Source organism: Actinosynnema sp. NPDC050801 (assembly GCF_040673975.1).
GTDB lineage: Bacteria > Actinomycetota > Actinomycetes > Mycobacteriales > Pseudonocardiaceae > Actinosynnema.
This window is the reverse complement of the sequence record NZ_JBFAQZ010000001.1, coordinates 254,125-280,551: the sequence shown is the minus strand read 5'-3', so window position 1 is coordinate 280,551 and position 26,427 is coordinate 254,125. Positions and strand designations below refer to the sequence as shown.

The following is a 26,427-nucleotide window of genomic DNA, read 5'->3' as shown; positions in this document are numbered from 1 at the left end:
AGGGGACCTCAGAACAGAGGTAGGTGCGTCATGGATCTCGCACTGAGCAAAGTCATCGAGCTGCGCGAAAGCGGCTTCCAGTTCCTCCACCTCCGTGACGAGGACGGACAGCTCGACCGCATCATGGCGTTCAAGCAGCGCAGAGGGTTCATCGACTCGATCCTGTTCTGGTCCGAGACCGAGGCCCGCGCGGGCAGGCTGCCGGCCGTCCGCGACAGCCAGCGCGCCGCCCAAGCGGTCTGGATTTACGAGGGACCGCTGGTCGAGGCCGTGGACCGACTGCTCGACCTGCCGGAGCCCGGCGCGCGCAACGCACCGACGCTGATGAAGCGGACGGCGTCCGACCTCGCGGTCGTGACCACGCTGCCGTTCAAGCTGAACCTGCCGCCCGGCGCTATCGCCTAGACATCTCCCGTTAACGTCACCCGCCGCACACAGAATGCGGCGGGTATCGGCGTTTCGGTTACGGTCCGTAATTGTTGTTCGATTTTCGCCAAAGTTTCGTAACGGCCGCCGTGACCTCAACAATGAATATTCACCCTCGGCGCGGCGAGACCAATCCTGATTCATAGGCGAGCACGACGAGTTGCGCGCGGTCCCGCGCGCCCAGTTTGGTCATCACCCGGCTCACGTGGGTGCGCGAGGTCGCCGGGCTGATCACCAGGTGTTCGGCGATCTCGTCGTTCGACATGCCGGCGGCGACGAGCGCCAGGATCTCCCGCTCCCGCGCGGTCAGCTCGCGCAGCGCCCGGGGGTCCGGGCGGCGGTGCTCCGGCCGGTTCGCGAACTCCTCGATCAACTTCCGGGTGACGCTCGGTGCGAGGAGCGCATCACCCTCCGCGACCACCCTGAGGGCGTGCAGCAGCTCCACCGGGTCCGTGTCCTTGAGCAGGAAACCGGACGCGCCGGCGCGCAACGCCTCGAACACGTACTCGTCCACGTTGAAGGTCGTCAGGACGAGCACCTTCACCTCCGGCAGCTCGGCGCAGACCTGCCGGGTGGCGGCCAGGCCGTCGGTGCCGGGCATCCGGATGTCCATCACCACGACGTCCGGGCGGTGCTCGTGCGCCTGCCGCACCGCCTCCGCGCCGTCACCGGCCTCGCCGACGACCTCGAACCCGTCCTCGGTGTCGAGCAGCAGGCGGAAACCCGCCCGCACCAACGCCTGGTCGTCGGCCAGCACCACCCTGATCACCACGTACCTCCCACGGTAGGACCGCCCTGACGGTGAAGCCCCGGGTCGACGGACCGGCGGCCAGCGTGCCGCCGAGCGCCTCGACCCGTTCCCGCATGCCGCGGAGGCCGGAACCCGCGCCCTGCGGCGGTTGGTCGACGCCCGTGCCGTCGTCGGTCACGGTGAGGACCAGGGCGTCGTCGGTGTGCTCGAACGAGATGACGATCTCGGACGCGTCCGACGCGTACCGCATCGCATTGGTCAGCGCTTCCTGCACGACCCGGTACGCGGCGGCGTCGACCGGGGCGGGCAGGGTGCCCGGCGTGCCGACGACCCTGGCGACGGGCACCGGCCGCACCAGCTCGTCCAGCCGGTCGAGGCCGGCCACCGGCGTGGTCCCGCCACCGGTGCGCAGGACGCCGAGGGTCGCGCGCAGGTCGTCCAACGCGTGGCCGCTCGCTTCCTTGATGGCCTTGAGCGCCTTGACCGCCTCTTCGGGCCGGCGGTCGGCGACGTGCGCGGCCACGCCGGCCTGCACGTTGATCATGGCGAGGCTGTGCGCGACGACGTCGTGGACCTCACGCGCGATCCGCAGCCGTTCTTCTTCCACCTGGCGACTCCGCTGTTCGAGGACACGGGTGCGGCGCAGGGACAGCACGGCGATGGCGGGTGCGGCGATCAGCGGACCCCAGTGGCCGGTGAGGTAGTAGAGCCAGGTGGACGCCCCGGTCACCGCGATGACGGCCACGGGGAAGCGCTTGCGCCAGATCAGCGGCACGAACGTCGCCGCGAACCAGAGCCACGCCAACCACGCCATGCGGACGACGGTACGGGAGGTGGGCGCAGGTCAGCGTCGGCTCAGGGGCGGTTCGCCCCCGTACGTCGACGGTCGTACGCCGGCGTGTCCAGAGTCCGGACACCACTGCACAGGGTGAAGTAATCCACTCGGCCGGATTAGCGAGCTTGAACCGGACCCCGTGGTTGCGAAACTTTCCCGCCCATGAACCTCAGGAAGACCATCGCGGGCGCCGCGGTCACCCTCGGCGGCACCGCCGTCATGCTCGGTCTGGGCGGCACCGCGCAGGCCGCCGACGTCGGCGCGCACACGAGGCCCGACCTGGACGCCGAGCTGGGCGAGGTCGCGCAGGTCGGTGACGTCCTCCGCGTCGACGCCTCGGACCCGGCGGGCCCCGTCATCGTCGGTCCCTTCGCCCTGAGCAACAGCACCGGCGGCGCGCCGATCGACCTCAAGGTCCTCGTCGGCGGCTGACCGACCGGCGATCCCCCAGCCGGAACGGTCCCGGCCCCCTCCCCCTCGGGCCGGGGCCGTTCCAACCACGCGACACCGGGGTCAGCGGCCGACGGCGTAGCCCTGCGCCCCGCGCGGGTTGGCGGCGGCGCGCAGCAGGCCGTCGCGGGAATCCCTGGCCACGACCGACATCCGGCCCAGCGTCCACGGGCCGGCGTCCACGACCGCGTGCCCGCGTTCGCGCAGCTCGGCCATCCCGGCCGCACCGATCCGGGACTCGACCACGACCTCGCCGGGCGTCCACGACCGCGGGTAGAACGAGCTCGGGAACGCGTTGGTGTGCCACATCGGCGAGTCGATGGCCTCCTGGAGGTTCATCCCGCCGACGGTGTGCGCGAGCCAGAACCCGAGCTGCCACTGGTCCTGCTGGTCGCCGCCGGGGGTGCCGAAGGCCATCGCGGGCAGGCCGTCGTGCAGGGCCAGGGACGGGGACAGGGTGATCCGGGGTCGCTTGCCGGGGGCCAGGGAGTTCGGCAGGCCCTCGTCCAGCCAGAACATCTGCGCCCGGCTGCCGAGGCAGAAGCCCAGTGACGGGATGGTCGGCGAGGACTGCAACCAGCCGCCGGACGGGGTGGCCGACACGATGTTGCCCCAGCGGTCGACCACGTCCACGTGGACCGTGTCGCCTTTGACCGTGCCCGTGCTCGACACGGTGGGTTCGCCGAGCGCGCCGCCGCTGTCGTTCCGGCTCGCCACGCGCGGGCCGCGCAGCACGTGCCCGGGAAGGCGTCCCTCGACCGGACCGGGTGAACCGGGTCGCAGGTCGAGTGAGGCGTGGTCGGTGACGAGTTGCCGGCGCTGGCGCGCGTACTCCCTCGACAGGAGCACGTCCAGCGGCACGTCGCCGCTGTCGCCGTACCAGGCCTCCCGGTCGGCGAACGCGAGCTTGGCGCACTCCACCGCCAGGTGCACGGTCTCCGCCGACGGCACGCCGTCCACGTAGGACAAGCGGTCGCCGAAGCCCTCCAGCAGCAGCAACTGCTGCAACAGCACCGGTCCCTGGGTCCACGCCCCCGGCTTCACCACGCTCCACGACCCGAAGTCCACCGACACGGCGTCCTCGTAGGTCGCCTCCCACGACGCCAGGTCCTCACCGGTCAGCACGCCGGCGTGGTCGGCGCCCGAGTCGTCGCGGTGGGCGATCCGGAAGAACTCGTCCACCTGCGCCGCCACGAACCCCTGCGACCACGCCCGCCGGGCCGCCTCGATCTGCGCTTCCCGGTCCGATCCGGCGGCCTCGGCGGCGGCCAGCAACCACTCCCACGTGTCGGCCAGCTTGGGGTTGCGGAACCGCGACCCGGCCTGCGGCGGTTCCCCGCCGGGCAGCCACAGCGCCGCCGACGACGTCCAGTGGTCGCGGAACAGGTCCGCGACCGTCGAGATCGTGAACGACACCCGCTCCAGCAGCGGGAACCCGTCCCGCGCGTACCCGATGGCGTAGCCCAGCACGTCGCGCAGCGACTTGGTGCCGTAGTCGCGCAGCAGCGTCAGCCAGCCGTCCCACGCGCCCGGCACGGTGGCGGCGAGCATCCCGCTGCCCGGCACGAGGTCCAGCCCCAGGCCGGTGTAGTGCTCGATCGTGGCACCGGCGGGCGCCACGCCCTGGCCGCACAGCACGCGGGGCGCGGTCTCGCCGGCGGCCGCGAACACCACGGGCACCTCGCCACCGGGCCCGTTGAGGTGCGGTTCCACCACTTGCAGCACGAAGCCGACGGTGACCGCGGCGTCGAAGGCGTTGCCGCCGTCCTCCAGGACGGCCATGCCCGCGCTGGAGGCGAGCCAGTGCGTGGACGCGACCATTCCGTGCGTGCCGACCAGTTCAGGACGCGTGGTGAACATTTCAACAACCTACGTCCACCCGGCCGGTTTTGTTACCCCTGCTAACGAGACCGTGTCCTGAAGATCAGCTGAACCCGAAGCCCTCTCACACCGCCTGGTCGGACACCCGCAGCTCACGCCCCAGCCCGTGCAGCACGAGCCCGGCCCGGGCCAGCGCGTCCGCGTCGAGGTGGTTGCGCGTGTCCAGCACCGTCGAACCGGACATCACCGACGCCACCACCGCCCAGTCCAGCGCGCGGAACTCGGGCCACTCGGTCAGCAGCACGACCGCGTCGGCGTCGCGCACCGCCGCGTAGGGCGAGTCGACCACGGTCATCCCCACCAGCGGCCGGCTGATCTCCGGGTCGTAGGCGACCAGCTCCGCGCCCTCGAACGCGAGCAGCTCCGCCACCGCCAACGCGGGCGAGTCGCGCAGGTCGTTGGTGCCCGCCTTGAACGCCAGCCCCAGCACGCCGATGCGGGCGCCGGCCAGCGACCCGACGGCCCGGCGCACCTTGTCGACCACCCGCCGCTGGTGCCGCGAGTTCGTCTCGATAGTGGCCCTGACCAGCGAGAAGTCGACGCCGACCGCGTCGGCGATGCGCACCATGGCGTGCGTGTCCTTGGGCAGGCACGACCCGCCCCAGCCCGGTCCCGGCTTGAGGAACGACTGGCCGATGCGCTTGTCGTAGCCCATGCCCTCGGTGACGGAGGTGACGTCCGCGCCGAGGAGTTCGCACAGCTCGGCGACCGCGTTGACGTAGGAGAGCTTCATCGCCAGGAAGCAGTTGGCCGCGTACTTGACCATCTCGGCGCTGGCCGCGTCCATGAGCACGGTGGGCGCGCCGAGCCTGGTGAACAGGGCGCCGACGCGTTCGGCGGCCTGCGGGGAGTCCGACCCGACCACGATCCGGTCGGGGTGCAGGAAGTCGCGGACGGCGCTGCCCTCGCGCAGGAACTCGGGGTTGGACACGACGGCCACGTCCTCGCGTCCGAGCAGGGCCGCGACCTTGGTCGACGTGCCGACCGGGACGGTGGACTTGCACACCACGACCGCGCCGTAAGGGAGGACGTCGCGGATCTCTTGAGCCACCGCCTCGACCGCGCTCAGGTCGGCCGCGCCGCCCGCGCCCATGGGTGTCGGCAGGCACAGGAACACCACCTCGGCGTCGGCGACGGCGTGCCGCGCGCCTTCCACGAACTCCAACCGGCCCGCGGACTGGCCTTCGACGACCAGGTCGGCGAGGCCGGGTTCGAGGATGTCGACCTGCCCGGCGCGCAGCCGGGCGACCTTCAGCGCGTCCACGTCGGCGCACACGACCCGATGCCCGAGGGAGGCCAGGCAGGCCCCCGTCGTCAGGCCCACGTAACCCGTTCCCACGACCGCGATCCGTCGGACGAACATGAGGTGACGGTGGCACCCGAAGTTGACCGCGGGTCAAACACCAGGCGTATGCGGAGAGTGATGTGGGTAGTCCTCCGGGTGTACGGGGAAACACCCCTCGCGGCGGACGCGCTTTCAGCTGCGCGAAGGCAAGGTCGTAGGTATGGAACTCGTCCTCTTCTCCCTGCTCTTCGTGGGGCTGGCGGTGCTGGCGGCCGTGCCGTTGGTCGCATTGCTCCACTTCTCCGAGCGCCGGGGACTGAACGACCGTTAACCTCCTGTCCCCAGGACAGGAGGATGTATGGAGATCTCGGGTACCGCGGCGATCGTCACCGGCGGCGCGTCCGGTCTGGGCCTCGCGACCGCGCGGGCACTCGCGGCTCGCGGTGCGACCGTGTTCGCGTTGGACCTCTCCGTCGACAACGCCCCTGACGTCGAGGGCGTGACCTACCTGGCGGCGGACGTGACCTCGGAGGAGGACGTCCAGGCCGCCGTCGACACGGCCGCCGGTTCCGGCTCGCCGCTGCGGGTCGTGGTGAGCTGCGCGGGCATCGGCCCGTCGACGCGGACGGTGGGCAAGTCCGGCCCGCACCCGCTCGACCTGTACCGGAAGGTCATCGACGTCAACCTGGTCGGCACGTTCAACGTGCTGCGGCTGGCGGCGGCGGCGATGGGCAAGACCGAGCCGCTGGAGCACGGGCAGCGGGGCGTCGTGATCAACACGGCGTCGATCGCGGCGTTCGACGGTCAGATCGGGCAGGTGGCCTACGCGTCGTCGAAGGCGGCGGTGGTCGGGATGACGCTGCCGGCGGCGCGCGACCTGTCGTCGGTCGGGGTGCGGGTGATGACGATCGCGCCGGGCATCGTGGACACGCCGATGCTGGCGACCGTGTCGGACGAGTTCCGGGCCGGCCTGGCCGCGGGCGTGCCGTTCCCGAAGCGGCTGGCGCTGCCGGAGGAGTACGCGCGGCTGGCCGTGTCGATCATCGAGCACGACTACCTGAACGGCGAGGTCATCCGCATGGACGGCGCCCTCCGCATGCAGCCGCGTTGAATGGCCGCTGCTCCGCAGACGGCGGCTCGGTCGCCTGGAAGTCGACCTCGCGTGGTGGTCCGGTAGCGGGTGTCGTCTTACAAATCCCCGGCGAAGGGGAGGTCGTCCATGGCGTCCGACGTCATCCACAGCCTCAGGGTGTGGGTGGCGCGGACGTCGTCCTCGTTGTACTCCAGCAGGCGGCGGCGTTGGGCCGGGTCCGGCGGACCGCCGTCCAGGCCCACGGCGTCGCGGTACCAGCGCATCGAGTTCTCGCCGCCCGCCTCCGGGTCGCGCCAGCGGAAGCCGGCGACCGGGGCGATGGTCTTCAGGCCCTTGCCGTGGGCGCACAGGAACTGGTCCTGCACGATGCCGAACAGGTCGACCCACGAGTCGGACGTGATGAACTCGCGCACCTGCGCCACGGTCGGGATGCCGGGCTGTCCCTTGAACCGCTCGGCCGACCCGAGCAGCCAGCGGTTCTCCGCGAGCTCGTTGTAGCAGTAGGCCTTGAACGACAGGCCGCGCGCACGGGCGCGCAGCCGCACGCCGGTGAGCCAGCCCCAGAACTCGGCGAACGACCGGGCCTCGTCCGCGCACGGCAGGGGGTCCCAGGTGGCGAACGCCCGGTAGCCGTGCTCCTCGCCGACGTCCTGGCCGGACAGCCAGCAGCCCCACATGTACGCGCCGAGGTCGCCGAAGCTCTCCATGTCCACGTCGACCTCGACGTCGGCGCGCGGCACGTCCATGCGGGACACGCGGCGGACCACGGTGAGGTCGCGCAGCCAGGCGCGGGCGAGGATGACCGCGTCCGAGTGCAGCATCCCGACCAGCGGGATCACCTGCTCGTCCGGGTCGAGCGCGGCCAGCTCGTCGACCGTGCCGACGCCGACCTTGCGCAGCGCCACGGCGTCCTCGCCGCGCACCACGAGGCTGACGTCCCGCGCCGCCTTCAGGTCGGTCTCGCACACCGGCCACCACGGGCAGCTGCGGCACTCCACGATCCGGGACGCCCGGGCCTGCGGGTCCGCGCCGGTGGCGGCGGCCGAGGCGACGGCCAGCCGGTCGGAGAACCGGTTGTCGTACTCGGCGAGCGCGTTGCGGCCGCCCGGCCACGTCGGCGCCTCCAGGTCGTGCCAGACGACGACGTCGGCGTCCATGCCGATCACGCCACCGGTGGCGCGGCCCCGCGCGGCGAACCCGGACGCCTGGAGCTGGCGCTGCGCGTGCGCCAACCGGAGCTGGTCGCGCGGCTGCGGCCGGACCTTGCGCAGCGGGTCGACCCGCGCGCCGCTCGGCAGCGGGTACGTCAGCGGTGACGTGCGCGCGCCCTGGCCGGGGTCGCTGACCTTGTGCCGGACCACGAGCACCGGCACGTACCCGGTGGTCTCCCTGACCAGCAGGTCGATGCCGCCGCGACGGCCGCCCAGCGGGTCGCGCGGCAGGGCGGCGCCCCAGATGTAGGGGATGCCGGCCTGCATCGCGGCGGCGGTGACGCGCTCGCGGTCGGCCGACGGCACGTCCTGCGGTATCTCCATCAGGTCGGACCCGACGGCCCGGCCCAACGCGGTGGCGACCGCGCGCCGGTGTTCGTCCGCGTCGGCCTTGCGCTGCTGACCGGTGGGGTCCGGCGGCAGCTTGGGCACGTCGCGCATGGAGGGATCGTGTTCGAGGTGCACCCGCCGCCGGCAACGAGTGACCACACCGGCGTCGAGCTGCACCTGGGAAGTCACCGGTGCAGCGTATGACGCCGGGCGGGTCGTTGTACCGGCAACCTCGCGGAGTCGAGTCGATCTTTTGCCGGATCGCCTCTAGGGTCATCAACCGAGGAGGTGCGGCCATGGCGCGTGAGAAGAGCAAGGGGTTCACCCCGAGCAGGGCGAAGAACCTCGTCGGCTTGGCCAAGGTGTTGGCGCCGGCGTTGATCCCGGTGATGGCGCCGGTCGCGGCCCGTGCCGCCGCGCTCCTGAGCGACCGCTACGACCACTACCGGGCGTCACGGCTGGGTGTGCCGGTCGACCAGCTGACCCGGTACTCGGGCAGGGGCGCGCGGCTGCACGCCCGGATCGTCGGCTTCGGCGAGGCGCTGGAGCAGCTGCGCGACACCGAACCCGACTTCGTCGAGCGCACCGGCAAGCGCCTGGCGCAGCTGCTGGCCGCGGTGCGGGCGTCGGAACGGATGCCCGCACCGCGGCGCAAGGCGGCGCACCGCGCGGTCTCGGTCGACCTCGACGCGATGGAGGCCGACCTGCTCAAACGCCTCGGCGTGTGAGCTGCTCCACGGCCCGGTAGGCGGTCTCCTCCGGCCCGAGCTGCGCGGTGACCTCCTCCATCACCTCGGCGACCCGCTCCTCCCGCCGGATCAGCGGGTCGCTGCGCAGGTCACGGGCCAGCGACACGCACAGCCCCACCATGACGACCATGAACGGCAGCGCGGCGATGATCGTCAGGTTCTGCAGGCCGGTCAGCCCGCTCGACCCGCCGACCAGCAGCATCACCGCCGCGACGAGACCGGTGAGCGCGCCCCAGAACACGACCACGCCCTTGGCCGGCCGGATCGACCCGCGCTGCGACAGCGTGCCCATCACCACGGACGCGGCGTCCGCGCCGGACACGAAGAAGATCGCCACCAGCACCATCACCACCACCCCGGCGACGGAGGCCAGCGGGAACCGGTCGAGCAGCTCGAACAGCTGCCCCTCCGGGGAGGCGGTGCCCGCGAGGTCCGTGCCGGACCGCTGCAGGAAGATCGCCGTGCCGCCGAACACGCAGAACCAGGCCAGGCTCACCAGGCTGGGCACGCCGATCACGCCCGCCACGAACTGCCGGATCGTGCGGCCGCGGCTGATGCGGGCGATGAACATGCCGACGAACGGCGTCCACGAGATCCACCACGCCCAGTAGAAGACCGTCCAGCCGGACAGCCACGTCTCGGTCGCGTCGCCACCGGACGCGGCGGTGCGGCCCGCCATGTCGGCGAGCTCGCGGAAGTAGTCGCCGATCGCGGTGGGCACGAGGTTCAGCACGAACACCGTCGGCCCGACCACGAAGACGAACCCGGCCAGCACCAGGGCCAGCACCATGTTGGTGTTGGACAGCCACTGGATGCCCTTGGCCACGCCGGACACGGCCGACGCGACGAACGCCATGGTCAGCACCGCGATGACGCCCACCACCACGCCGTTGCCGACCTCGCCGAGCCAGCCCGCGACCCGCAGGCCGCTGCCGATCTGGAGCGCGCCGAGGCCCAGCGAGGTCGCCGACCCGAACAGGGTGGCGAAGATCGCCAGCACGTCGATCGCCCGACCGGCGGGGCCCTCGGCCCGGCGCCGCCCGAGCAGCGGCGCGAACGCGGCGCTGATCAGCTGGCTGCGGCCGCGGCGGAAGCTGCCGTAGGCGATGGCCAGGCCGACCACCGCGTAGATCGCCCACGGGTGCAGCGTCCAGTGGAACAGGGTGGTGGCCATCGCGGTCTGGAGCGCCCGGTCCGTGCCGCCCTCGACGGTGCCGGGCGGCGGCTGCACGAAGTGCGACAGCGGCTCGTTGACCCCGTAGAACATCAACCCGATGCCCATGCCCGCGCTGAACATCATCGCGACCCACGAGATCGTGCGGAACTCCGGCGGCTCGTCGTCGCGGCCGAGCGGGATGCGACCGTAGCGGCTCACCGCGAGCCACAGGGCGAACAGCACGAACCCCGACGCGCTGAGCACGAACGCCCAGCCCAGGTTGGTGATGACCCAGGTCAGGGCCGTCTTCGACGCGGTGGCGAGGGACGCCGTGCCGAAGATGCCCCACGCCACGAACCCGAGCGTGACAGCGGCGGCGACGCCGAAGACCACGCGGTCCGTGCGACCCGGTCGGTCCGCTTTCGGATCACCGGGCAGGGGCTCTTCGACAGGTTTACTCTCGATCGTCACGGGTAGCCGTTACCCCCGAACGGAGTAGTGCAAACCCGCGGTCAACCGGTGGGGCTGACGCTCGGGCCGTGCGACCTCCTACTCTCTGGGGTGTGACCAGCCGGCCCGCCCCGACCCGCCTCGCGCGGGCCGTGCTGCTGGCCACCACTTCCGCCGCGCTCAGCGTCGCCGCGCACGGTGCGGCGGGCGGCTCGGTCACCGAGTTCGCGCCCGCGCTGCCGTTGACGTTGCTGGTCGCGTTCGCGGGCACGGCGCTCGCCGACCGCGGCCGCCGCCCGTGGACGATCCTGGGCACGCTGGGCGCCGCCCAGCTCGGGCAGCACGCGCTGCTCGGCCTCGGCCACCACGCCGCCGACGGACCGGGTCTCGGGTTCAGCCCGACCGCCATGACCGTCGCGCACGTCGTCGCCGCGCTGCTCACCGGCCTGCTGCTGGCCCGCGCCGACGCCGCGCTGCACGCGCTGGTCGGCGCCGTCACCCGGCTGCTGCCGCCGCCGGCCACACCGGTCGTGCCCGCGGGCGCGCTGTGGGCGCTCGCCCCTGCGCCCGCCGTAGACACCCCGGTCGACGTGCTGCTCCGGCGGGTGCACGGCCGCCGCGGCCCTCCTGGTTCCTGATCACCCGAGTCCCCTCACACCTCAGGTCTCAGGAGCACAACTTCATGTCGACGAACCGATTTGGCGTGCGCACGCTCGCCAAGGGCGGTGGCGTGCTCGCCACCGCCGCGATCCTCGCGCTGACCACCGCGGGCCTGGCGTCCGCGCACGTCACCGCGTCCACCCCGAAGGACGCCGTCCAGGGCGGGTACACCAAGGTCACGCTGCGCGTGCCCAACGAGCGCGCCGACGCGGGCACGGTCAAGCTGGAGCTGACCCTGCCCGCCGAGTACCCGCTGGCCTCGGTGAGCACCAAGCCGACGCCCGGCTGGAAGGTCGAGGCGGTCAAGGAGAAGCTGGCCACGCCGGTGAAGAGCCACGGTCGCGAGGTCACCGAGGCGGTCCGCACCGTCACCTGGACCGCCGACCCGGGCGCCCGCATCGAGCCCGGCCAGTTCAACGAGTTCGACCTGTCGATCGGGCCGCTGCCGGACAACACCGACCAGCTCCTCCTGCCCACCAAGCAGACCTACGACAGCGGCGAGGTCGTGGACTGGAACGCCCCGCCGCCCGCCGAGGGCGCCGAGGAGCCGGAGCGCCCCGCGCCCGTGCTGAACCTGGTCGCGAAGAGCGGCGGTGACGACCACGGCGCCGCCACGGCGACCGCGGTCGCCGACGCCGGCCACGACGCGGCGGCGGCCGGCTCGACCGACGACACGGCCCGCTGGCTGGGCGGCGCCGGCCTGGCGGTCGGCGCGCTGGGGCTCGGGTTGGGTGCGGGAGCCGTGCTGCGGTCCCGTCGCGCGGGCAAGCCGACGGCATGAGGCGCGTCGTCTCGCTGCTGCTGACCGGCCTGGTCGCGGGGGCGGTCGTGCTCGGCACGGCCGGCACCGCGTTCGCGCACAACGTGCTGGTCAGCAGCGACCCGAAGGACGGGTCGCAGCTGGAGGCCGGGCCGACGACGATCACGCTGACCTTCGACCAGCCCGTGCAGGCCGGGGAGAAGTTCAACACGATCACCGTCACCGGGCCCGAGGACACGCGCTGGGAAGCGGTCGGCGAGCCGACGGTCAAGAACAACAGCGTCGTCTTCCCGGTCCGCCCGCTCGGCCCGGCCGCCGAGTACACCGTCGGCTACCGGATCCTCTCCGCGGACGGGCACCCGGTGACGGGTTCGCTCAAGTTCACCCTGACGAAGGCGGGCGACGGCACACCGGCGCCCGCCTCCGCGGCGGCCACCCAGGACACGGCCTCCACGCCGTCCGGTGCGGGCGGCGTGCCCATCTGGGTGTGGATCGCCGGCGCGGCCGTGCTGCTGGCCGGCGGCGCGTTCCTCGCGCTGCGCGGCGGTGCGGACCACGCCAAGGAGAGCACCAGGCGATGACCGCGAACCGGACCACCACCACGACGAACAGGTACTGGATCGTCGGCGGCCTGCTCGCGGGCGGAGCCGTCGGCGTCTTCCTCGGCCTGGGCCTGTCCACCACACCGGAAGCGGTGGGCGTGGCCGAGCCGGGGGTGGTGGTCCGGTTCGCGCACCCGCTGGTGCGGACCCTGCTGGACGTGGCCGCGACCATCGTCGTGGGGCTCTCGCTGCTGCCGAAGCTGCTCGGGTTCAGCCGGCCCACCCTCACCGAACCGGTGCTGCGCGTGGCCCGGCCGGCCGCCGTGATCGCCGCGGCGGTGTGGGCCTTCACCGCGCTGCTGTCCATCGTGATCCGCGCGTACGAGACGCGTCCGGACGCGGAACTGACCATGCCCATGGTCGTGGACTACGTGCAGCGCGTCGGGGCCGGGCAGGGGCTGCTGTTCAGCGCGGTCTGCGCGTTGGTGTACCTGTGGATCGGCGTCATGGCGGTGCGCCGGGGCGAATCCGTGCCCGCGGAGCTGCGCATCCTGATCGCCATGTTCGGCCTGCTGCCGCTGCCGGTGACCGGCCACGCGTCGAACTGGAAGTACCACGACTACTCGATGATCTCGATGGAGCTGCACGTCCTCGGCGCGGCGGCGTGGACCGGCGGCCTGGCGGCGCTGGTGGTGCTGGTCGCCCACCGGCGCGGCCTGCTGGCCGACGCGCTGCCGAAGTTCTCGAAGCTCGCCACCGTGGCGTTGCTCCTGGTGTCGGTGACGGGCCTGTTCAACGGTGTGCTGGAACTGGCGCTCAACCCGGTCGTCGGCCTGCCGGGCTCGCTGTTCACCACGTCGTACGGGCTGGTCCTGATCGGCAAGGTCGTGTGCGCCGCGCTCCTGGCGGGCCTGGGCGCGAACATCCGCTGGCGGCTCCTGCCGCACATCGCCCGGCACCGGACGACCGCGATCGTGGGCTGGGCCGCGGTGGAGCTGACCATCATGGGCATCGCGTTCGGGCTGGCGGTCGTGCTGTCCAGGGCACCGGTCGCCTGATCCCCGGAGCCGGTCGCGGCCGCGCGCCGGTGTCGGACCCCTGTGGTTGGGTCGATCCATGGCTGATCAACCGATCCTGGTCCTGGGGGCCACCGGCTCGACCGGCAGGCGGGTGGCCGCACGCCTGTCCGCCGCGGGCCACGCCGTGCGCCGGGCGTCGCGCCGGGGCGACGTGCCGTTCGACTGGACCGACCGGGACACCTGGCCGGACGCGCTGACCGGCGTCGAGCGGGTGTACCTGATGGCGCCGCACGAGCTGCCCGTCGATCCCGGATTCGTGCACGAGGCCGTGACGCGCGGCGTGCGGCGGTTCGTGCTGCTGTCCACCCGCGGTGTGGCCGAGATGCGCGACGAGCGGCTGCTCGCCGCCGAACGGCTGGTGCGCACCTCCGGCGTCGGGTGGACCGTGCTGCGGCCGGACTGGTTCGACCAGAACTTCGACGAGGGGTTCTTCCGCCCGTCGGTGCTCGCGGGCGAGCTGGTGCTGCCGCTCGGTGACAAGACTCAGGCCTTCGTCGACGCGGACGACATCGCCGCGGTGGCCGTGGCCGCGTTGACCGAGGACGGGCACGAGGGCCTGGTGTACGAGGTCACCGGGCCGGAGGCGTTGTCGTTCCCGCAGGCCCTGGACGTGATCGCGCGGGTCACCGGCCGGGAGGTGGCGTTCCGCGGCACGCCGGAGGACTACCGGGCGATCATGCCCGCCGACCTGGCCGAGGAGCAGATCCGGGCGTGGGACGCGGTGGCCGACGGCGTGCCCACCGACACCGTCGCACGGGTCACCGGGCGTGGACCCAGGAGCTTCCGCGAGTACGCCGTGCGGGCGTGGGAAGGGGGTGCGTGGCGCGCCCAGCGTCGGTGAGTGGTCCGTTCGGTGCGACGAACTGCGCTGAACGCCCTAATCGGTGACCAGTCGCGCGGAAGGGTCCTCCCGGAGCCGGTTCAGCGCCGCCATGGCGTCCTGACCTCGCCGTTCGAGCTCCTCGGCGTCGATCCAGCCCTGGGCGAAGTACCGGTAGTCCTGGGCGAGCTTCACCAGTTCCGCCAGGTAGTTGGCGGACCGGCGGCGGCGCTGCTCGTCGAACGACGCCAGGAACGGCAGCTGGGTGTCCACGACCTCGTCCAACATCCGCGCGGCCCGCAGGGCCCGCTTCACCTTCCGACGCCGCACCACCGGCAGATTCCCGACCACGCACACCTCGCCGACCGTCACACGAACTCGTCGATGCCTCATTCGTATGACGCGCGGCGAGTGTTACGGGTTCGTTCCCCCACGCCACCGGTTTCAGCGGTAGGGGGTCCAGTGGGTCGTGGTGTCGCCGGCGCGCAGGGCCTTGAGCCGGCTGTGCAGCTCGTCGCGCACACCGGGGTGGCTGCGCATGATCGGCAGCACGCTCGTGGTCAGCTTCAGCTCCCTGACCTCGCGCAACACGGGGAAACCGGCCCACCGGGTGACGTCGAAGCCGTACTCGTCGGCCAGCTGCCGGTACCACTCGTCGGGGTGGCCGAAGCGGGCGACGCCGACCGGCAGGGTGCTCAGGTCCCACTCGCGCGGCCCGACGCTGGTGGAGTCGAAATCACAGATCACCGGCCCGTCGGGGCTGGGGATCAGGTTGCCCAGGTGCGCGTCGCCGTGCACCACGCCCTGCGGCAGCACGGTCCGCAGCTCGGCCAGGCGCTGGTCGGCCTCGGCGCACCGGTCCTCCAGGAACCGGCGGTCCGGCGCGGACAGCTCCTCGGCGTCGGCGATGCGCCTGCGCACGTCGTCCAGCGGCGCCCAGCGCGGCAACTCGAACTCCGGCGCGGGCAGCGCGTGCACCTGGCGCAACACCCGGCCCAGGTCACGGCCGTCGACGGGCCTGCCGCCGGAGGGCACGGTGTGCCACACGGTGGCCAGGTGGTCCCCCACCGCCAACGGCTGGGGCACGCCCTCCACCAGCCGGACCGCGGGCACGTCGTGCGCGGCGAGCCACCGCGCGACCTCGACCACCTTGTGCGCCCGGTGGCGCAGGTTCATCGAGCCGACGATCCGCACCACGACCCGGTCGCCGGGCAGTTCGAACACGGCGTTGCTGGTGAACTTCACCAGCCGCGCGCCGCGGTGCGCCAACCCCAGTTCGGCGCACAGCCGCCTCAGCACGGCGGTCAGCGCGGCGGAGGTGAACCTGCCGTCCAGGACCCCGACTCCCCGCAGCTCAGGCCGCGCTGTCGCTGCCGGTGAACTTGGCCAGGCGTTCGGCCAGCTCACGGGCGTCGGGGTTGTTGCGGCGCTTCTCGGCCTCGGACTGCAGCGGCTTCATCCGGTCCTTCGTGCGGACCGACTTCAGGCCCTCGGACAGCTCGATCGCCTGGCGGCCCAGGCGCGCGCCGTGGTCGATGTCGCCGTCGAGCAGGTGGTTGATCGACAGCGAGGTGAGGTTGAACGACCGGCTGCGGGTCATGTCCTCGCCGTAACCGCCGATGGCCTTGGTCAACGCGGGCACCGCCGTGCGCGTGTACTTCGCGTCCACGGTCTGCGCCAGCTCGGTGTGCACCGTGCCGATCATCGCGGACAGGTCGTTGGCGTCGAAGAACTTGGCCCAGGCGGGCGCCTCGCCGATGTTGGCGCGGGCGAACTCGTCGCGCGCCCGGCCGAGCAGCTTGAGCGCCTGGTGGTCGGAACCCATCTTCGCGTAGGCCCACGCCTCGTTGGCGCACAGGATGCCGACGGCGAGCTCCGAGCCGGAGTTCTGCGCGGCCAGCTGGCCGAGCTGGAACACCTTCAACGCGTCGTCCGGCGCGTCCTGGTGCAGGTAGACGCGGCCCATCCGGTACAGGATGTTGGCCACGAGCTCTTCCTTGCGACCCTGCTTGGCCAGGCCGAGCGCCTGGCCGAAGTGGTTGCGGGCCGAGTCGTACAGGCCGGTGTCGAACGAGGTCCACCCGGCCAGGTTGTGCAGGTCGGCGAGCGCGACGTAGAGGCGTTCCTTGACCAGGTCGGTCGCGTTCGCGCCGAGCATCTGCTGGCCCCACGAGAGCTGGGCGACCACCGCGTCGCGGCACGAGCCGCCGCCGTACTGGTAGTCCAGGGTGCGCAACGCCCTGGTGGCCGCTTCGACCTGGCGCACGTCGGTCATGCCGATCCGGCCAGGGGCCGGAGTCTGCGCGGGCGATGAAGCCCAAGACCCGGAGTCCGTACCGAACACGGCCGCGCCGACGGTGATGGCGGCGGCGTGCGCGAGGAACTTCCTTCGCTTCACCGACTCGTCCTCCTCAGAATGGGGTGCCTCCGCCGTGGCGGCCACCCGCACTGCCGTGGCCTCGTCGTAAGCGAGACCCATGTACCCCCTTGGGACACCCAAGCCGGCGGCGATCCGCGCGAGGACGTCGTAGGCCATGACCTGGCGTCCCTTGAGGATCTCCGAGACTTCGGACTGCGACTGGCCCGTCAACGCCGCGATCTGGCGTTGCGAGACGCCGTGCCGTCGGAGCAGGCGGTAGACCGCGCTGATCTCTCGTCTGGCAAGCGCGTCCCGCATCTCCTGCTGGTCCCAGACGTCTGGTGTAACAGGAGAGCTTGGCGAACCGATGGTGTTCAATTGCGCCCCCTCACAGTCCTTTGGGCGTCAACGGCAGAGTAGGGGCACTCCCCCGACTGCGAGAAGTGCCGATCGGCGGAGCTGATCGGCCCTGCCGAACTCCACTGACCGCTTACCGTGGAACGGCCACCGGCCAGCGCTATGACGTCCCGATCCGGCATGAATCATCGCAATCTGGGTTCCGGTAAGCGAGTGAGCACGGAGAGGAACCTGACTGTGGACCTGATCGAGCGGGCGGTGACCACCACTGGTGGACCGGCAGCGCCTGCCGTCGCCACGGTCCCCTCTTCACCTTCCCTGTCTGTCCGGGAGTCGACCGACCTCGACTCCGGATGGCGCGGCACGACCGGGCAACGTCGCTGGTGGCGGATCCGCTGCAGCGACGTGGTCGACCGGGACCGCTGCCTCACCGTGCTGGTCGACCGGGGCCGCGTGGTCCTGGTCGGTCCGCCGGGCGAGACCGCGGTGCTCTCGGCCGACCAACTCGTACAACTCAGGGCCGCGCTACGTGAGGCCGCCGAGCAGGCGGAAAGGTGACGGTGACGTTTCGGTGGACGAGATCCTCGGACAAGTTCTTCGCAACGCGGTGTGGGAGCGGTTGGACCTGCTCACAGAGCTGGCCAACGAGGCCGACGCCCCGTCCCTGCTGTCGGTGGCGCGTTCCGAGCTCCCTCGGCTGACCGAGGGGTGGCGGGCCCTGCTCGCCGCGCACGAACCGGACGAGAAGGGCAACTGCCCCGAGTGCTCCGGTCGGTGGCGGCAGCAGAAGAGCCCCTGCTCGGTGTGGCGCGCCGCGTACGAACACCTGGTCGCGGGCGGTTTGGCCCCGCGCCCGGCTCGCCACCTCCGATCGGCGCCGGTGACGCCTCCTGTCACCCGGTCGCGGCGGGGATTCGTGGCCAGAGCCCACTGACGGGCGGTCCCGACCTGTCGTTCCCCCGACGCGACCAGGTCGAGCACCCGCCTACTGGCCGGCGGTCCGGGACGTGCGAACCCCCGACCGCGACGATCGGATCGCCGGCCGGCTACAAGCTCCACCAGCACGACCGCTACGCAGGCACGACAACTCCACAGTCATCCGCGGGCCGGTGTCGTGCACACCTTCCCTCCCCGACCGGCACTGGTCCGCGGGCACCAACCCGGCCCCGATGTCCGCCCCTCCCGCGCGGACATCGGGGCCGTTTCGCGTGCTCAGGCCCTCAGCGGTGGGTGCCGGTGCGCCAGGTCAGGTACCCGGTGAGCCCGGGGAACAGCCGACCGGCCAGGTCGAACGCCCTCAGCTGCCACGGGAAGACCACCTCGTCCCGCTCGCGCTCCACCGCCCACGCGATGCGCGCCGCCACGTCGTCCGGCGTCACCGTCGGGATCACCCTGGCCAGCGCCGGGATGCGCTCCTCCGCGCCGGGGTTGTTGACGAAGTACCGGCTGCTCACCTTGCCCGGCACGACCTCGCTCACCCCGATGCCCGTGCCGCGCAGGTCCATCCGCAGCGCCGCGGTCATCCCGCGCAACGCGTAGCGGGCCGCCGCGTACCCGGTGGCGCCGGGGATCGGCAGGCGGGACACCGGTGAGTTCACGTTGACCACCCGCCCCGAGCCGCGCGCCCGCATCCCCGGCAGGAATTCCCTGGTCAGGTGCAGCGCGGCGGTGAACGGCAGGGCGATCATCCCGGCCAGCTCCGGCGTCGGGGTGTCGTCCAGGAACAGCCAGCGGCCGACACCGGCGTTGTTCACCAGCACGTCCGGCACGCCGACCGCCGCGACCACCCGTTCGGCGAGCGCGTGGATCTGGTCGACGTCCGCGAGGTCGGCGGGCAGTGCGACCGCACGCCCGCCGATCGCCGTGATCCGTTCGACCTGCTCATCGAGCGCTTCACCGCCGCGTGCCACGAGCACGACAACCGAACCGCGCCCCGCGAGCGTCCGGGCCGTCGCCGCGCCGATGCCCTGCGACGCGCCGGTCACCACGACCGCCTTGCCCGCCAACCGCACCCGAACCCCTCCTAAGCCACCGAACGGACCCGCGTCACGAGCACCGCCGCGCACAGCGTGGCGAGCGCCGACACGGCGAACAACCCCCGGTACCCGCCGAGCCACGCCAGCACGAACGTCGTCAGCAGCGGCGCGATCACCTGGGGCAGCGAGTTGGCGATGTTGACCACGCCCAGGTCCTTGGCGCGGTCCGACGCGGCGGGCAGCACCTGCGTCAGCAGCGCCAACGCCACCGCCCAGTACCCGCCGAAGCCGACGCCGAGCAGCGGCGCCGCGACCAGCGCCGCCGTCCACGTCGGCCAGGCGACGAGCAGCAGCGCCGCCGCGGCCATCACGCCGGCCGACATCAGCACGTACGGCTTGCGCCTGCCGGTCCGGTCCGAGCGGACGCCGACGCCGAACGCGCCGAGCGCCAGCGCCACGCCGTAGAGCAGCATCAACACCAGCAGGCCGTCCTCGGGCGACGGGTGCCGGACCACGTCACCGAGGAAGTACAGCAGGTAGAGCGTGCCGAACGCGTTGCCCAGGTTGATCATGAAGTGGGTGCCCCACGCCCAGGCGAAGTCCGGGTGCCGCCTCGGCGACACCCACAGCTCGCGCCACCGCAGCGCCGGGCGGGCGACGAGCGGCAGCCGGGCGTCCGGGGTGATCAGCACGAACGCGGCCGCGCCGACGACGACCAGCGCCGCGCACGCCAGGTACCCCGCCGACAGGCCGCTGACCAGCACCGTCACCACGACCGCGCCCAGCACGGTGCCGAGCATCTGGGAGACGCCCACCAGCCCACCGACCTTGGCCCGCTGCCGCACGGGCACCCGGTCGGGCACGGCGGAGGTGAGGCTCGCGAGCATCCCGTTCAGCCCGGCCTGCACCAGGCACCACCCGAGCACCATCACACCGACGGATGACGCGGCCGACAGCACCACCAGACCGACGGCGCCGATCAGCGCGCCCGCCAGCGTCCACGGGTGCCGCCGGCCGAACCTGGACGTGGTCCGGTCCGACGACAGCCCGATCAGCGGGTTCGCCACCAGCGCCACGAGCGCGCCGACCCCCGTGACCAGGCCGAACACCGCTTCCTTGCCCGCCGCGTCGAGCAGCTCGGCCTGTTGCGGCAGCAGCACCTGGATGGGCGCGTAGATGGCCAGCCACAGGCCGAGGTTGGCCAGGAACAGCCACGTCATCCACGACCGCCGGACCGGGACGACCGGTTCGGCCAACGCCTCCGCGGTCACCGCTTGATCCGATCGCGGTACCACTCGTACGAGGCACGCGGGGTGCGTTCCTGCGTCGCGTAGTCGACGTGGACCAGGCCGAACCGCTGCGAGTACCCCGAGTCCCACTCGAAGTTGTCCATCAAGGACCACACGAAGTACCCGCGCACGTCCGCCTTCAGCGCCTCCTCGATGTGCCGGTCCAGGTACTCGATCCGCTCGGTGTCCTCCGGCGAGTGCGGGTAGCTGCACCCGCTCTCGGTCACGTACACGGGAGGCAAGTCGACAAAGCGATCTCGCAACAGGGAGATCATCTCCGACAGCCCGGACGGCACGACCGGCCAGCCGAAGCCGGTCTTCGGGTACTCGTCGATGTCCACCAGCTCGAACGGCAGCGGGTTGCCCTCGGACGGCTGCCGCAGCCGGGTCGGGTTGTAGTAGTTCACGCCGTAGAAGTCGAGCGGCGCGGCGGCGATCGCCAGGTCGCCGTCCACGATCGGCAAGCGGTCGGCCAACGAGTCCGGGTAGCGCCCCGCCAGTTGCGCGTCGGCGTAGAGCCAGTTGTGCAGATCGGAGTAGGCGGCCGCGGCCGGCTCGTCGGACGGGCCGGCCGGCCACGCGGGCGTGTGGTTGTTCGCCGTGCCCACAGCGCGCGCTCCGGCGGAACGCAGCGCCTGCACGGCGAGCCCGTGCGCCAGGTTGAGGTGGTGCGCGGTCGGCAGCGCGTCGTAGAGCAGCGCCTTGCCCGGCGCGTGCTGCCCGGTGGCGTACCCGAGCAGCGTCACCATCGCGGGCTCGTTGATCGGGATCCACATCGCGACCCGGTCGGCCAGGCGTCCGCCGACCTCGGCGGCGTACTCGGCGAACCGCGAGGCGGTGTCGCGGCTGAGCCACCCGCCCGCGTCCTCCACGGTCAGCGGGGTGTCCCAGTGGTACAGCGTGGCGACGGGCGCGATGCCGGACTCCAGCAGCTCGTCCACCAACCGGTCGTAGAACGCCAAGTCCCCCGCCAGCACCCGCGGCCACGACACGGAGAACCGGTAGGCGCCCACGCCGAGGGACCGCATGAGCGCGATGTCCTCGCGGTAGCGGCGGTAGTGGTCGCACGCCACGGACGCGTCGTGCCCCTCGAACGCCGGGAACGCGTCCCAGGTGGACGGTTGCCTGCCGGCGGCGGTGAACGACCCCTCGATCTGGAACGCGGAGGTCGACACTCCCCAGAGGAAGTCGTGGGGACCCAGAAGGTCGTTCGGCACGGTCACGCGAGCCTCCCAGAACATGAAAGTCATTCGGATCGTAGGCGTGTTGCAGCGCGAAGTGAAGTGGAAAGGTCCACGACCGGGCACTATGGAGTCCCGCAGTCCACTCAGCAGGAGTCGCCGTGACCAGTACGACCCCGCTGCGCCGCCAGCCGGTGCAGCAGCGCAGCGCCAAGCGCGTCGAGCGGATGCTCGAAGCCTGCGCACAGCTCATCGAGGAGGTCGGCTACGACGGAGTCACCACGACGTTGATCGCCGAGCGCGCGGGGGTCGCGGTCGGCTCGCTCTACCAGTTCTTCCCGGACAAACGGGCGGTCGTGCAGGCGCTGACCCTGCGCAACCTGGAGAAGTTCATCCAAACGGTGGACGGCCGGTTCACCTCCACCACCCTTGAGCACTGGTGGGACGCCGTCGACTCGATCTTCGACGTGTACGTGTCGATGCACCGCGAGGTGCCCGCGTTCTCCAAGCTGCACTTCGGCGACGTGGTCGACATGCGACTGCTCGACGACCAGCGCGACAACAACACGGTCATCTCCGACCGCATCGCGGAGATGATCTCGGCCAAGTTCGACATCCCGTTCGCCGAGCTGCAGCTGCCGATCTCGATCGCGGTCGAGGCGGCGGACGGCGTGCTGAACCTGGCGTTCCGCCGCGACCCGGCCGGTGACCAGCGGATCCTGGACGAGGCCAAGGCGCTGGTGCGCGGCTACCTGTCGACCAGGCTCCCGAGCTAGGAACCCCGGTCGACCGTCAGCCGAACGAGTGGCCTTCGCCCCGGTAGGTGGGCACGGTCCGCTCCACGACGTCGCCGCACACGACGTGGTAGTGGGTGAACCGCTCGGCCAGCTCGCCCGCCTTGGCGTGCCGCAGCCACACGCGGTCGCCCAGGCGCAGCGAGTCGGCCGCCCGACCCACCACCGGGGTCTGCACCTCGCCCGCGCCCTCCATCGGCAGCAGCTTCAGCCCGAGCGGCAGGTACGGGGACGGTTGGCGGTCGGGGGTGGCGGTGCCCGAGGCGATGTAGCCGCCGGAGAACAGCGTGGCCACGTGCCGCTTCGGCCTGCGCACCACCGGCAGGGCGAACAGCACGGCGGGCTTGGGCCGGAAGCCGCGGTAGCCGTCGAACAGGGTCGGGCCGATGAGCCCGGAACCCGCGGCGAGCTCGGTGACCGAGGGGTCGGCGGCGGTGACCTCCAGGCTGCCCGTGCCGCCGCCGTTGACGAACTCCAGGTCGGCGACCTGGCGCACGGCCCAGACCGCGGCCGTGCGGCGTTCGACCAGTTCGGCGGCGGAGTGGCGTTGCATCCAGCGCAGCACCGCGCCGCGCAGCGGCTTGCCCGGCGGCTCGTCGCCCAGGCCCGCGATCTGCCCCTCGTACGCCATCACGCCGACCAGCCGGAACCCCGGCCGGCGCGCGATCGCTTCGGCCAGAGCGCGCGCTTCACGTGCCGTGTGCACGGGTGAGCGCCGTGGGCCGACGTGCAGGCCGGGCACCGGTCGCCAGGAGACGTCCAGCTCCAGGCACACCCGGATCTCCGGGTGGTCGGCGCCGAGCGCGGCCCCGACCAGGTCGAGGTGGGCGGTCGAGTCGACCACGATCGTGATCCTCGCCCGGGCCTTGTCGTCCTTCGCGAGCTCCCGCAACGCCGACCCGTCCACGGTCGGGTAGGCGACCAGGAGGTCTTCGGCGAGGTCGACCGAGGACAACCACAGCGCCTCGGCCAACGAGTAGCACATGACGCCCGCGAAACCGGGCCGTGCGAGCACCCGTTCCAGCAGCGCCCGGACCCGCACGGACTTGCTCGCCACCCGGATCGGCCGCCCGCCCGCGCGGCGCACGAGGTCGGCCGCGTTGCTGTCGAAGGCGTCCAGGTCGACTATCGCGAACGGGGGGTCGTGCTCCTCCGTCGCGGCGTCCAGGCGCGTGCGGTGCTGCATGGGCCTCACCGTACTTGAAAGGTGAATAGCTTTCACCTACGGTTCGTGGAACGCGTCACATCCGGAGGTGGGCATGGGGACCCCGTGGACGAACTGGGCACGCACGGCGTCCGCGATCCCGCACCGGGTGGAGCACCCGGCGAGCGTCGACGAGATCGCCTCCGCCGTGGCGGGCGCCTCCAGTGTCCGCCCGCGCGGCAGCGGGCACTCGTTCACCGGCATCGCGGTCGCGCCCGGCGTCGCGGTCGACCTGGACGCGTGGACCGGGGTCGTCGACGTGACCGGCACGCAGGTGACCGTCCGGTCGGGCACCACGTTGCAGCAGCTCAACGCGCTGCTGGACGTGCTGGGCCTGGCCATGCCGAACCTCGGCGACATCGACGCGCAGACCGTGGCGGGCGCCATCTCCACCGGCACGCACGGCACCGGCGCGAAACTCGGCGGCCTGGCCACCCAGGTGGTGGCGCTGGAGCTCGTGCTCGCCGACGGGTCGGTGGCGCGGTGCGCGGCCGACGAACGGCCCGAGCTGTTCCACGCGGCCAGGGTGGGGCTGGGTGCGCTGGGCGTGATCAGCACGGTCACCCTGCGGTGCGTGCCGTCGTTCGTGCTGCACGCGCGGGAGTTCCCCGGCCGGCTGGACGCGGTGCTGGAGGAGTTCGACCACCTCACCGCGGTCGAGGACCACGTGGAGTTCCACTGGTTCCCGCACTCCGACCGGGTGATCGTGAAGCGGAACAACCGGGTCGACTCCCCGGCCGCGCCGCTGTCGGCGCTGCGCCGGTTCTACGAGTACGAGGTCATGGAGAACGGCGCGTTCGGGCTGGTCTGCAAGCTGGCCAAGGCCCTGCCGGCCACCACCAGGACGCTCAACCGGGTGTGCGGGTCGCTCATCTCGGAACGCGACTACCGGGACGTCTCCCACCGCGTGTTCGTCACGCCGCGGCGGGTCCGGTTCGTCGAGACCGAGTACGCGGTGCCCCGCGCGGCGCTGCACGACGTGCTGCGGGAGCTCCGGGCGGCCGTCGCCCGGCTCGACCACGGCGTCATCGTGCCGGTCGAGGTGCGGGTCGCGCAGGGCGACGACATCTGGCTGTCCACCGCGCACGGCCGGGACACCGCCTACGTCGCCGTCCACCAGTACCTCGGGATGCCCTACCGGCGGTACTTCGAGGCGTTCGAGCGGATCGCGGGCGCGGTCGGCGGACGGCCGCACTGGGGCAAGATGCACCGCCTGTCGGCCGACACCCTCCGCGACCGCTACCCGCACTTCGACGACTTCCGCCGGGTCCGGGCCGAGGTCGACCCGACCGGGAAGTTCACCAACGCCTACCTGGACCGCGTGCTCGGCCCGGTCGGGCGGTAGATCAGAACGCCTCGGCGATCGGGGTACCGCCGGCGATCAACTCGTAGGTGCGCCGGACGGTGCCGGGGCGGTCCAGCAGGGCCACCACGACCGCCGCCACGTCGCCGCGCGGTACGGAACCCCGTAGGGGCGTCTCGGCCAGTTCCACCAACCCGGTCGGCTCGTCGTCGGTCAGCCGGCCGGGCCGCAGGATCGTCCAGTCCAGGTCGCGTTCCCGCAGGTCCGCCTCCGCGGCGCCCTTGGCCGCCAGGTAGGCGTCGAACACCTCGTCACCGGTCGCCCGGCCGATGCCGCCCGTGCTGATCTGCACGAACCGCCGCACACCGGCCTCTTGGGCGGCCTGCGCGAACAACGCCGCCGCCGCCCGGTCCACGGTGTCCTTGCGCGCCACCCCGCTGCCGGGCCCGGCGCCCGCGGCGAACAGTGCCGCGCCCGCGCCGTTCAGCAGATCGGCGACCGAGGCGACGTCGGTCGCCTCCAGGTCGCAGTGGACGGGGACACCGCCCGCGTCCAGCACGTCTGCGTGGTGGTCCGGGTTGCGCACCAGCGCCGTGGCGCTGTCACCCCGCGCGGCCAGCAGCCGCTGCACCCACAACGCGATCTTGCCGTGTCCACCCGCGATCACTACCCGCATGGTCCGACCGTAGGTCAGGACGCGGTCGCCAGCACCCGCTCGTAGACCAGTTCGTTCACCCAACGGGTGGTCGCGGTGTCCTCGACCGGCACGGTCTCGTTGCGACCGGCCACGTCGGTGCTCAGCTGCAACTCCTCGTCGGCCAGCAGCACCGAGACGCCGTAGCGCCGCACCCGCGGCAGGCAGTTCGCCAGGTAGTCGTGGGTGAAGACGACCGACGTGGGCAGCACGGCGGCGGCGTTGCCGAAGCGGGCGAAGGGCACCGCCGAGGCCAACGCGGTCCGCCAGTGCCGGGCGACGGCCACCACGCCGACGATCCGCACGGCGGTGGGCGGCACGCGGCCGTCCATCTCCGGCCACACCCAGGTGGACACCGTGGTGCGGTCGGTCTCGGGGCCCGCGCCCAGGCACAGCCGCTCGGCGTGCGCGTCGGGCAGCAGTTCCGCCACCACGATCACCTTGCGCCCCATGAGGACCATCTCGGGCAGCACCACGCCGTGCCAGCCGAGGCGCAACGCCGCGGAGGCGGCCAGCTCCTCGGCGGAACCGGGCAGTTCGGGAACCGGAACGGCGGTAGCCGACAGCGCCCTGGCGTCATCGGTGTCCACGATCCGTGCTGGTGTGCTGCTCACGCCAGGGCCTCCTCGGCAAAACCACGGCGGGCTGTCCGCCGCGTTTCGACTCGTGCTCTGGGTAAGGCGTACCAGGTGGGAACGGTCGCACCACCGGGGCAAAAGGCGTCCTGCGATCGGCGGCGTCGAGCGGTCGGTAACCGGTCGGCGACCGGCGGGCGGACTTCGGCCCGGCGGT

At 72.1% G+C, this 26,427-nt stretch carries 28 protein-coding genes; 13 read left to right on the top strand and 15 right to left on the bottom strand.

Going from position 1 to position 26,427, the window contains the following annotated elements; genetic code table 11:
* Nucleotides 1-30: 30 nt before the first annotated feature.
* Nucleotides 31-405 carry a hypothetical protein gene (locus AB0K14_RS01355; protein WP_360448445.1) on the top strand — a complete coding sequence of 125 codons (375 nt, stop codon included), beginning with the start codon at nt 31-33 and terminating at the stop codon, nt 403-405.
* Nucleotides 406-535: 130 nt separating this feature from the next.
* On the opposite strand, the gene AB0K14_RS01350 is transcribed toward AB0K14_RS01355, so the two are convergent.
* Both AB0K14_RS01350 and AB0K14_RS01345 read right to left on the bottom strand, forming a co-directional pair.
* The gene (locus AB0K14_RS01350) at nt 536-1,195 is read right to left on the bottom strand and encodes a response regulator transcription factor (protein ID WP_360448448.1); all 660 of its coding nucleotides are present in this window, start codon (nt 1,193-1,195) and stop codon (nt 536-538) included.
* Complete coding sequence (locus AB0K14_RS01345) at nt 1,092-1,991, bottom strand: sensor histidine kinase (RefSeq protein ID WP_360448451.1); 900 nt, start codon at nt 1,989-1,991, stop codon at nt 1,092-1,094. Before AB0K14_RS01345 ends, AB0K14_RS01350 begins: the two co-directional genes overlap by 104 nt.
* Nucleotides 1,992-2,174: 183 nt before the next feature.
* Between AB0K14_RS01345 and AB0K14_RS01340 the strand changes: the two genes are divergently transcribed.
* On the top strand, nt 2,175-2,444 hold the full coding sequence (locus AB0K14_RS01340) for a hypothetical protein (RefSeq protein WP_360448454.1): 270 nt from the start codon (nt 2,175-2,177) through the stop codon (nt 2,442-2,444).
* An 81-nt stretch (nt 2,445-2,525) separates the two neighbouring features.
* Here AB0K14_RS01340 and AB0K14_RS01335 read toward each other — a convergent pair whose 3' ends face one another.
* Both AB0K14_RS01335 and AB0K14_RS01330 read right to left on the bottom strand, forming a co-directional pair.
* Nucleotides 2,526-4,322, bottom strand: coding sequence for a gamma-glutamyltransferase (locus AB0K14_RS01335; RefSeq protein ID WP_360448457.1), 1,797 nt, complete (start codon nt 4,320-4,322; stop codon nt 2,526-2,528).
* Nucleotides 4,323-4,407: 85 nt separating this feature from the next.
* Entirely contained in the window at nt 4,408-5,706 is a 1,299-nt protein-coding gene (locus AB0K14_RS01330; protein ID WP_360448459.1) for a UDP-glucose/GDP-mannose dehydrogenase family protein, read from the bottom strand.
* A gap of 280 nt (nt 5,707-5,986) precedes the next feature.
* Between AB0K14_RS01330 and AB0K14_RS01325 the strand changes: the two genes are divergently transcribed.
* Nucleotides 5,987-6,739: an SDR family NAD(P)-dependent oxidoreductase gene (locus AB0K14_RS01325; protein WP_360448461.1), complete on the top strand. Its 753-nt coding sequence runs from the start codon at nt 5,987-5,989 to the stop codon at nt 6,737-6,739.
* 77 nt (nt 6,740-6,816) lie between these two features.
* Here AB0K14_RS01325 and AB0K14_RS01320 read toward each other — a convergent pair whose 3' ends face one another.
* On the bottom strand, nt 6,817-8,451 hold the full coding sequence (locus AB0K14_RS01320) for a TM0106 family RecB-like putative nuclease (RefSeq protein WP_360448464.1): 1,635 nt from the start codon (nt 8,449-8,451) through the stop codon (nt 6,817-6,819).
* A 107-nt stretch (nt 8,452-8,558) separates the two neighbouring features.
* Between AB0K14_RS01320 and AB0K14_RS01315 the strand changes: the two genes are divergently transcribed.
* A complete protein-coding gene (locus AB0K14_RS01315) occupies nt 8,559-8,990 on the top strand; it encodes a DUF6474 family protein (RefSeq protein ID WP_360448466.1) in 432 nt (143 codons plus the stop codon).
* Here AB0K14_RS01315 and AB0K14_RS01310 read toward each other — a convergent pair.
* A complete protein-coding gene (locus AB0K14_RS01310) occupies nt 8,971-10,632 on the bottom strand; it encodes a BCCT family transporter (RefSeq protein ID WP_364337414.1) in 1,662 nt (553 codons plus the stop codon). The two genes, AB0K14_RS01315 and AB0K14_RS01310, sit on opposite strands and share 20 nt — an antisense overlap.
* 98 nt (nt 10,633-10,730) lie before the next feature.
* Between AB0K14_RS01310 and AB0K14_RS01305 the strand changes: the two genes are divergently transcribed.
* From AB0K14_RS01305 to AB0K14_RS01285, 5 genes are read left to right on the top strand one after another with little or no spacing between them, the layout of a single operon-like run.
* Nucleotides 10,731-11,255 carry a hypothetical protein gene (locus tag AB0K14_RS01305; protein WP_360448470.1) on the top strand — a complete coding sequence of 175 codons (525 nt, stop codon included), beginning with the start codon at nt 10,731-10,733 and terminating at the stop codon, nt 11,253-11,255.
* A gap of 44 nt (nt 11,256-11,299) precedes the next feature.
* Complete coding sequence (locus AB0K14_RS01300) at nt 11,300-12,058, top strand: YcnI family protein (protein ID WP_360448473.1); 759 nt, start codon at nt 11,300-11,302, stop codon at nt 12,056-12,058.
* Nucleotides 12,055-12,618: a copper resistance CopC family protein gene (locus AB0K14_RS01295; RefSeq protein WP_360448476.1), complete on the top strand. Its 564-nt coding sequence runs from the start codon at nt 12,055-12,057 to the stop codon at nt 12,616-12,618. The genes AB0K14_RS01300 and AB0K14_RS01295 overlap by 4 nt, the downstream gene beginning before the upstream one ends.
* A complete protein-coding gene (locus AB0K14_RS01290) occupies nt 12,615-13,637 on the top strand; it encodes a CopD family protein (protein ID WP_360448479.1) in 1,023 nt (340 codons plus the stop codon). Before AB0K14_RS01295 ends, AB0K14_RS01290 begins: the two co-directional genes overlap by 4 nt.
* A gap of 58 nt (nt 13,638-13,695) precedes the next feature.
* Nucleotides 13,696-14,499, top strand: coding sequence for an NAD(P)H-binding protein (locus tag AB0K14_RS01285; RefSeq protein WP_360448482.1), 804 nt, complete (start codon nt 13,696-13,698; stop codon nt 14,497-14,499).
* A 36-nt stretch (nt 14,500-14,535) separates the two neighbouring features.
* Here AB0K14_RS01285 and AB0K14_RS01280 read toward each other — a convergent pair whose 3' ends face one another.
* The 3 genes from AB0K14_RS01280 to AB0K14_RS01270 all read right to left on the bottom strand — a co-directional run bounded on the left by AB0K14_RS01280 (nt 14,536) and on the right by AB0K14_RS01270 (nt 17,155).
* On the bottom strand, nt 14,536-14,850 hold the full coding sequence (locus AB0K14_RS01280) for a hypothetical protein (RefSeq protein WP_360448484.1): 315 nt from the start codon (nt 14,848-14,850) through the stop codon (nt 14,536-14,538).
* A gap of 72 nt (nt 14,851-14,922) precedes the next feature.
* Entirely contained in the window at nt 14,923-15,813 is an 891-nt protein-coding gene (locus AB0K14_RS01275; protein WP_360449071.1) for an aminoglycoside phosphotransferase family protein, read from the bottom strand.
* 19 nt (nt 15,814-15,832) lie between these two features.
* On the bottom strand, nt 15,833-17,155 hold the full coding sequence (locus tag AB0K14_RS01270; RefSeq protein WP_360448486.1) for a helix-turn-helix transcriptional regulator: 1,323 nt from the start codon (nt 17,153-17,155) through the stop codon (nt 15,833-15,835).
* 444 nt (nt 17,156-17,599) lie between these two features.
* Between AB0K14_RS01270 and AB0K14_RS01265 the strand changes: the two genes are divergently transcribed.
* Together AB0K14_RS01265 and AB0K14_RS01260 are read left to right on the top strand one after the other, a co-directional pair.
* Nucleotides 17,600-17,752 carry a hypothetical protein gene (locus AB0K14_RS01265; protein WP_360448488.1) on the top strand — a complete coding sequence of 51 codons (153 nt, stop codon included), beginning with the start codon at nt 17,600-17,602 and terminating at the stop codon, nt 17,750-17,752.
* Nucleotides 17,753-17,765: 13 nt separating this feature from the next.
* Nucleotides 17,766-18,128 (top strand): hypothetical protein, encoded by a 363-nt coding sequence (locus AB0K14_RS01260; RefSeq protein WP_360448491.1) that lies wholly within the window; start codon nt 17,766-17,768, stop codon nt 18,126-18,128.
* 286 nt (nt 18,129-18,414) lie between these two features.
* Here AB0K14_RS01260 and AB0K14_RS01255 read toward each other — a convergent pair whose 3' ends face one another.
* From AB0K14_RS01255 to AB0K14_RS01245, 3 genes are read right to left on the bottom strand one after another with little or no spacing between them, the layout of a single operon-like run.
* The gene (locus AB0K14_RS01255; protein WP_360448493.1) at nt 18,415-19,206 is read right to left on the bottom strand and encodes an SDR family NAD(P)-dependent oxidoreductase; all 792 of its coding nucleotides are present in this window, start codon (nt 19,204-19,206) and stop codon (nt 18,415-18,417) included.
* A gap of 11 nt (nt 19,207-19,217) precedes the next feature.
* Nucleotides 19,218-20,390: an MFS transporter gene (locus AB0K14_RS01250; RefSeq protein WP_360449073.1), complete on the bottom strand. Its 1,173-nt coding sequence runs from the start codon at nt 20,388-20,390 to the stop codon at nt 19,218-19,220.
* Between the two features lie 47 nt (nt 20,391-20,437).
* Nucleotides 20,438-21,700 (bottom strand): family 1 glycosylhydrolase, encoded by a 1,263-nt coding sequence (locus tag AB0K14_RS01245; RefSeq protein WP_360449075.1) that lies wholly within the window; start codon nt 21,698-21,700, stop codon nt 20,438-20,440.
* Nucleotides 21,701-21,801: 101 nt separating this feature from the next.
* Here AB0K14_RS01245 and AB0K14_RS01240 point away from each other — a divergent pair, with 101 nt between their 5' ends.
* Entirely contained in the window at nt 21,802-22,416 is a 615-nt protein-coding gene (locus AB0K14_RS01240; RefSeq protein WP_360448495.1) for a TetR family transcriptional regulator, read from the top strand.
* A gap of 16 nt (nt 22,417-22,432) precedes the next feature.
* Here AB0K14_RS01240 and AB0K14_RS01235 read toward each other — a convergent pair whose 3' ends face one another.
* Nucleotides 22,433-23,620: an amino acid deaminase/aldolase gene (locus AB0K14_RS01235; protein WP_360448498.1), complete on the bottom strand. Its 1,188-nt coding sequence runs from the start codon at nt 23,618-23,620 to the stop codon at nt 22,433-22,435.
* Between the two features lie 73 nt (nt 23,621-23,693).
* Here AB0K14_RS01235 and AB0K14_RS01230 point away from each other — a divergent pair, with 73 nt between their 5' ends.
* The gene (locus AB0K14_RS01230) at nt 23,694-24,983 is read left to right on the top strand and encodes a D-arabinono-1,4-lactone oxidase (RefSeq protein WP_360448500.1); all 1,290 of its coding nucleotides are present in this window, start codon (nt 23,694-23,696) and stop codon (nt 24,981-24,983) included.
* Between the two features lies 1 nt (nt 24,984).
* On the opposite strand, the gene AB0K14_RS01225 is transcribed toward AB0K14_RS01230, so the two are convergent.
* Nucleotides 24,985-25,617: an NAD(P)-binding oxidoreductase gene (locus AB0K14_RS01225; RefSeq protein ID WP_360448502.1), complete on the bottom strand. Its 633-nt coding sequence runs from the start codon at nt 25,615-25,617 to the stop codon at nt 24,985-24,987.
* 14 nt (nt 25,618-25,631) lie between these two features.
* Nucleotides 25,632-26,249: a hypothetical protein gene (locus AB0K14_RS01220; RefSeq protein ID WP_360448504.1), complete on the bottom strand. Its 618-nt coding sequence runs from the start codon at nt 26,247-26,249 to the stop codon at nt 25,632-25,634.
* Nucleotides 26,250-26,427 lie beyond the last annotated feature (178 nt).

Bases quoted from the DNA above. Each gene is read 5' to 3' on its own strand.
- AB0K14_RS01245 (WP_360449075.1), bottom strand. From the start codon at position 21,700: ATGTTCTGGGAGGCTCGCGTGACCGTGCCGAACGACCTTCTGGGTCCC.
- AB0K14_RS01335 (WP_360448457.1), bottom strand. From the start codon at position 4,322: ATGTTCACCACGCGTCCTGAACTGGTCGGCACGCACGGAATGGTCGCG.
- AB0K14_RS01235 (WP_360448498.1), bottom strand. From the start codon at position 23,620: ATGCAGCACCGCACGCGCCTGGACGCCGCGACGGAGGAGCACGACCCC.
- AB0K14_RS01290 (WP_360448479.1), top strand. From the start codon at position 12,615: ATGACCGCGAACCGGACCACCACCACGACGAACAGGTACTGGATCGTC.
- AB0K14_RS01330 (WP_360448459.1), bottom strand. From the start codon at position 5,706: ATGTTCGTCCGACGGATCGCGGTCGTGGGAACGGGTTACGTGGGCCTG.
- AB0K14_RS01300 (WP_360448473.1), top strand. From the start codon at position 11,300: ATGTCGACGAACCGATTTGGCGTGCGCACGCTCGCCAAGGGCGGTGGC.
- AB0K14_RS01250 (WP_360449073.1), bottom strand. From the start codon at position 20,390: ATGACGTGGCTGTTCCTGGCCAACCTCGGCCTGTGGCTGGCCATCTAC.
- AB0K14_RS01225 (WP_360448502.1), bottom strand. From the start codon at position 25,617: ATGCGGGTAGTGATCGCGGGTGGACACGGCAAGATCGCGTTGTGGGTG.
- AB0K14_RS01315 (WP_360448466.1), top strand. From the start codon at position 8,559: ATGGCGCGTGAGAAGAGCAAGGGGTTCACCCCGAGCAGGGCGAAGAAC.
- AB0K14_RS01340 (WP_360448454.1), top strand. From the start codon at position 2,175: ATGAACCTCAGGAAGACCATCGCGGGCGCCGCGGTCACCCTCGGCGGC.
- AB0K14_RS01325 (WP_360448461.1), top strand. From the start codon at position 5,987: ATGGAGATCTCGGGTACCGCGGCGATCGTCACCGGCGGCGCGTCCGGT.
- AB0K14_RS01345 (WP_360448451.1), bottom strand. From the start codon at position 1,991: ATGGCGTGGTTGGCGTGGCTCTGGTTCGCGGCGACGTTCGTGCCGCTG.
- AB0K14_RS01230 (WP_360448500.1), top strand. From the start codon at position 23,694: ATGGGGACCCCGTGGACGAACTGGGCACGCACGGCGTCCGCGATCCCG.
- AB0K14_RS01285 (WP_360448482.1), top strand. From the start codon at position 13,696: ATGGCTGATCAACCGATCCTGGTCCTGGGGGCCACCGGCTCGACCGGC.
- AB0K14_RS01355 (WP_360448445.1), top strand. From the start codon at position 31: ATGGATCTCGCACTGAGCAAAGTCATCGAGCTGCGCGAAAGCGGCTTC.
- AB0K14_RS01270 (WP_360448486.1), bottom strand. From the start codon at position 17,155: ATGCGGGACGCGCTTGCCAGACGAGAGATCAGCGCGGTCTACCGCCTG.
- AB0K14_RS01295 (WP_360448476.1), top strand. From the start codon at position 12,055: ATGAGGCGCGTCGTCTCGCTGCTGCTGACCGGCCTGGTCGCGGGGGCG.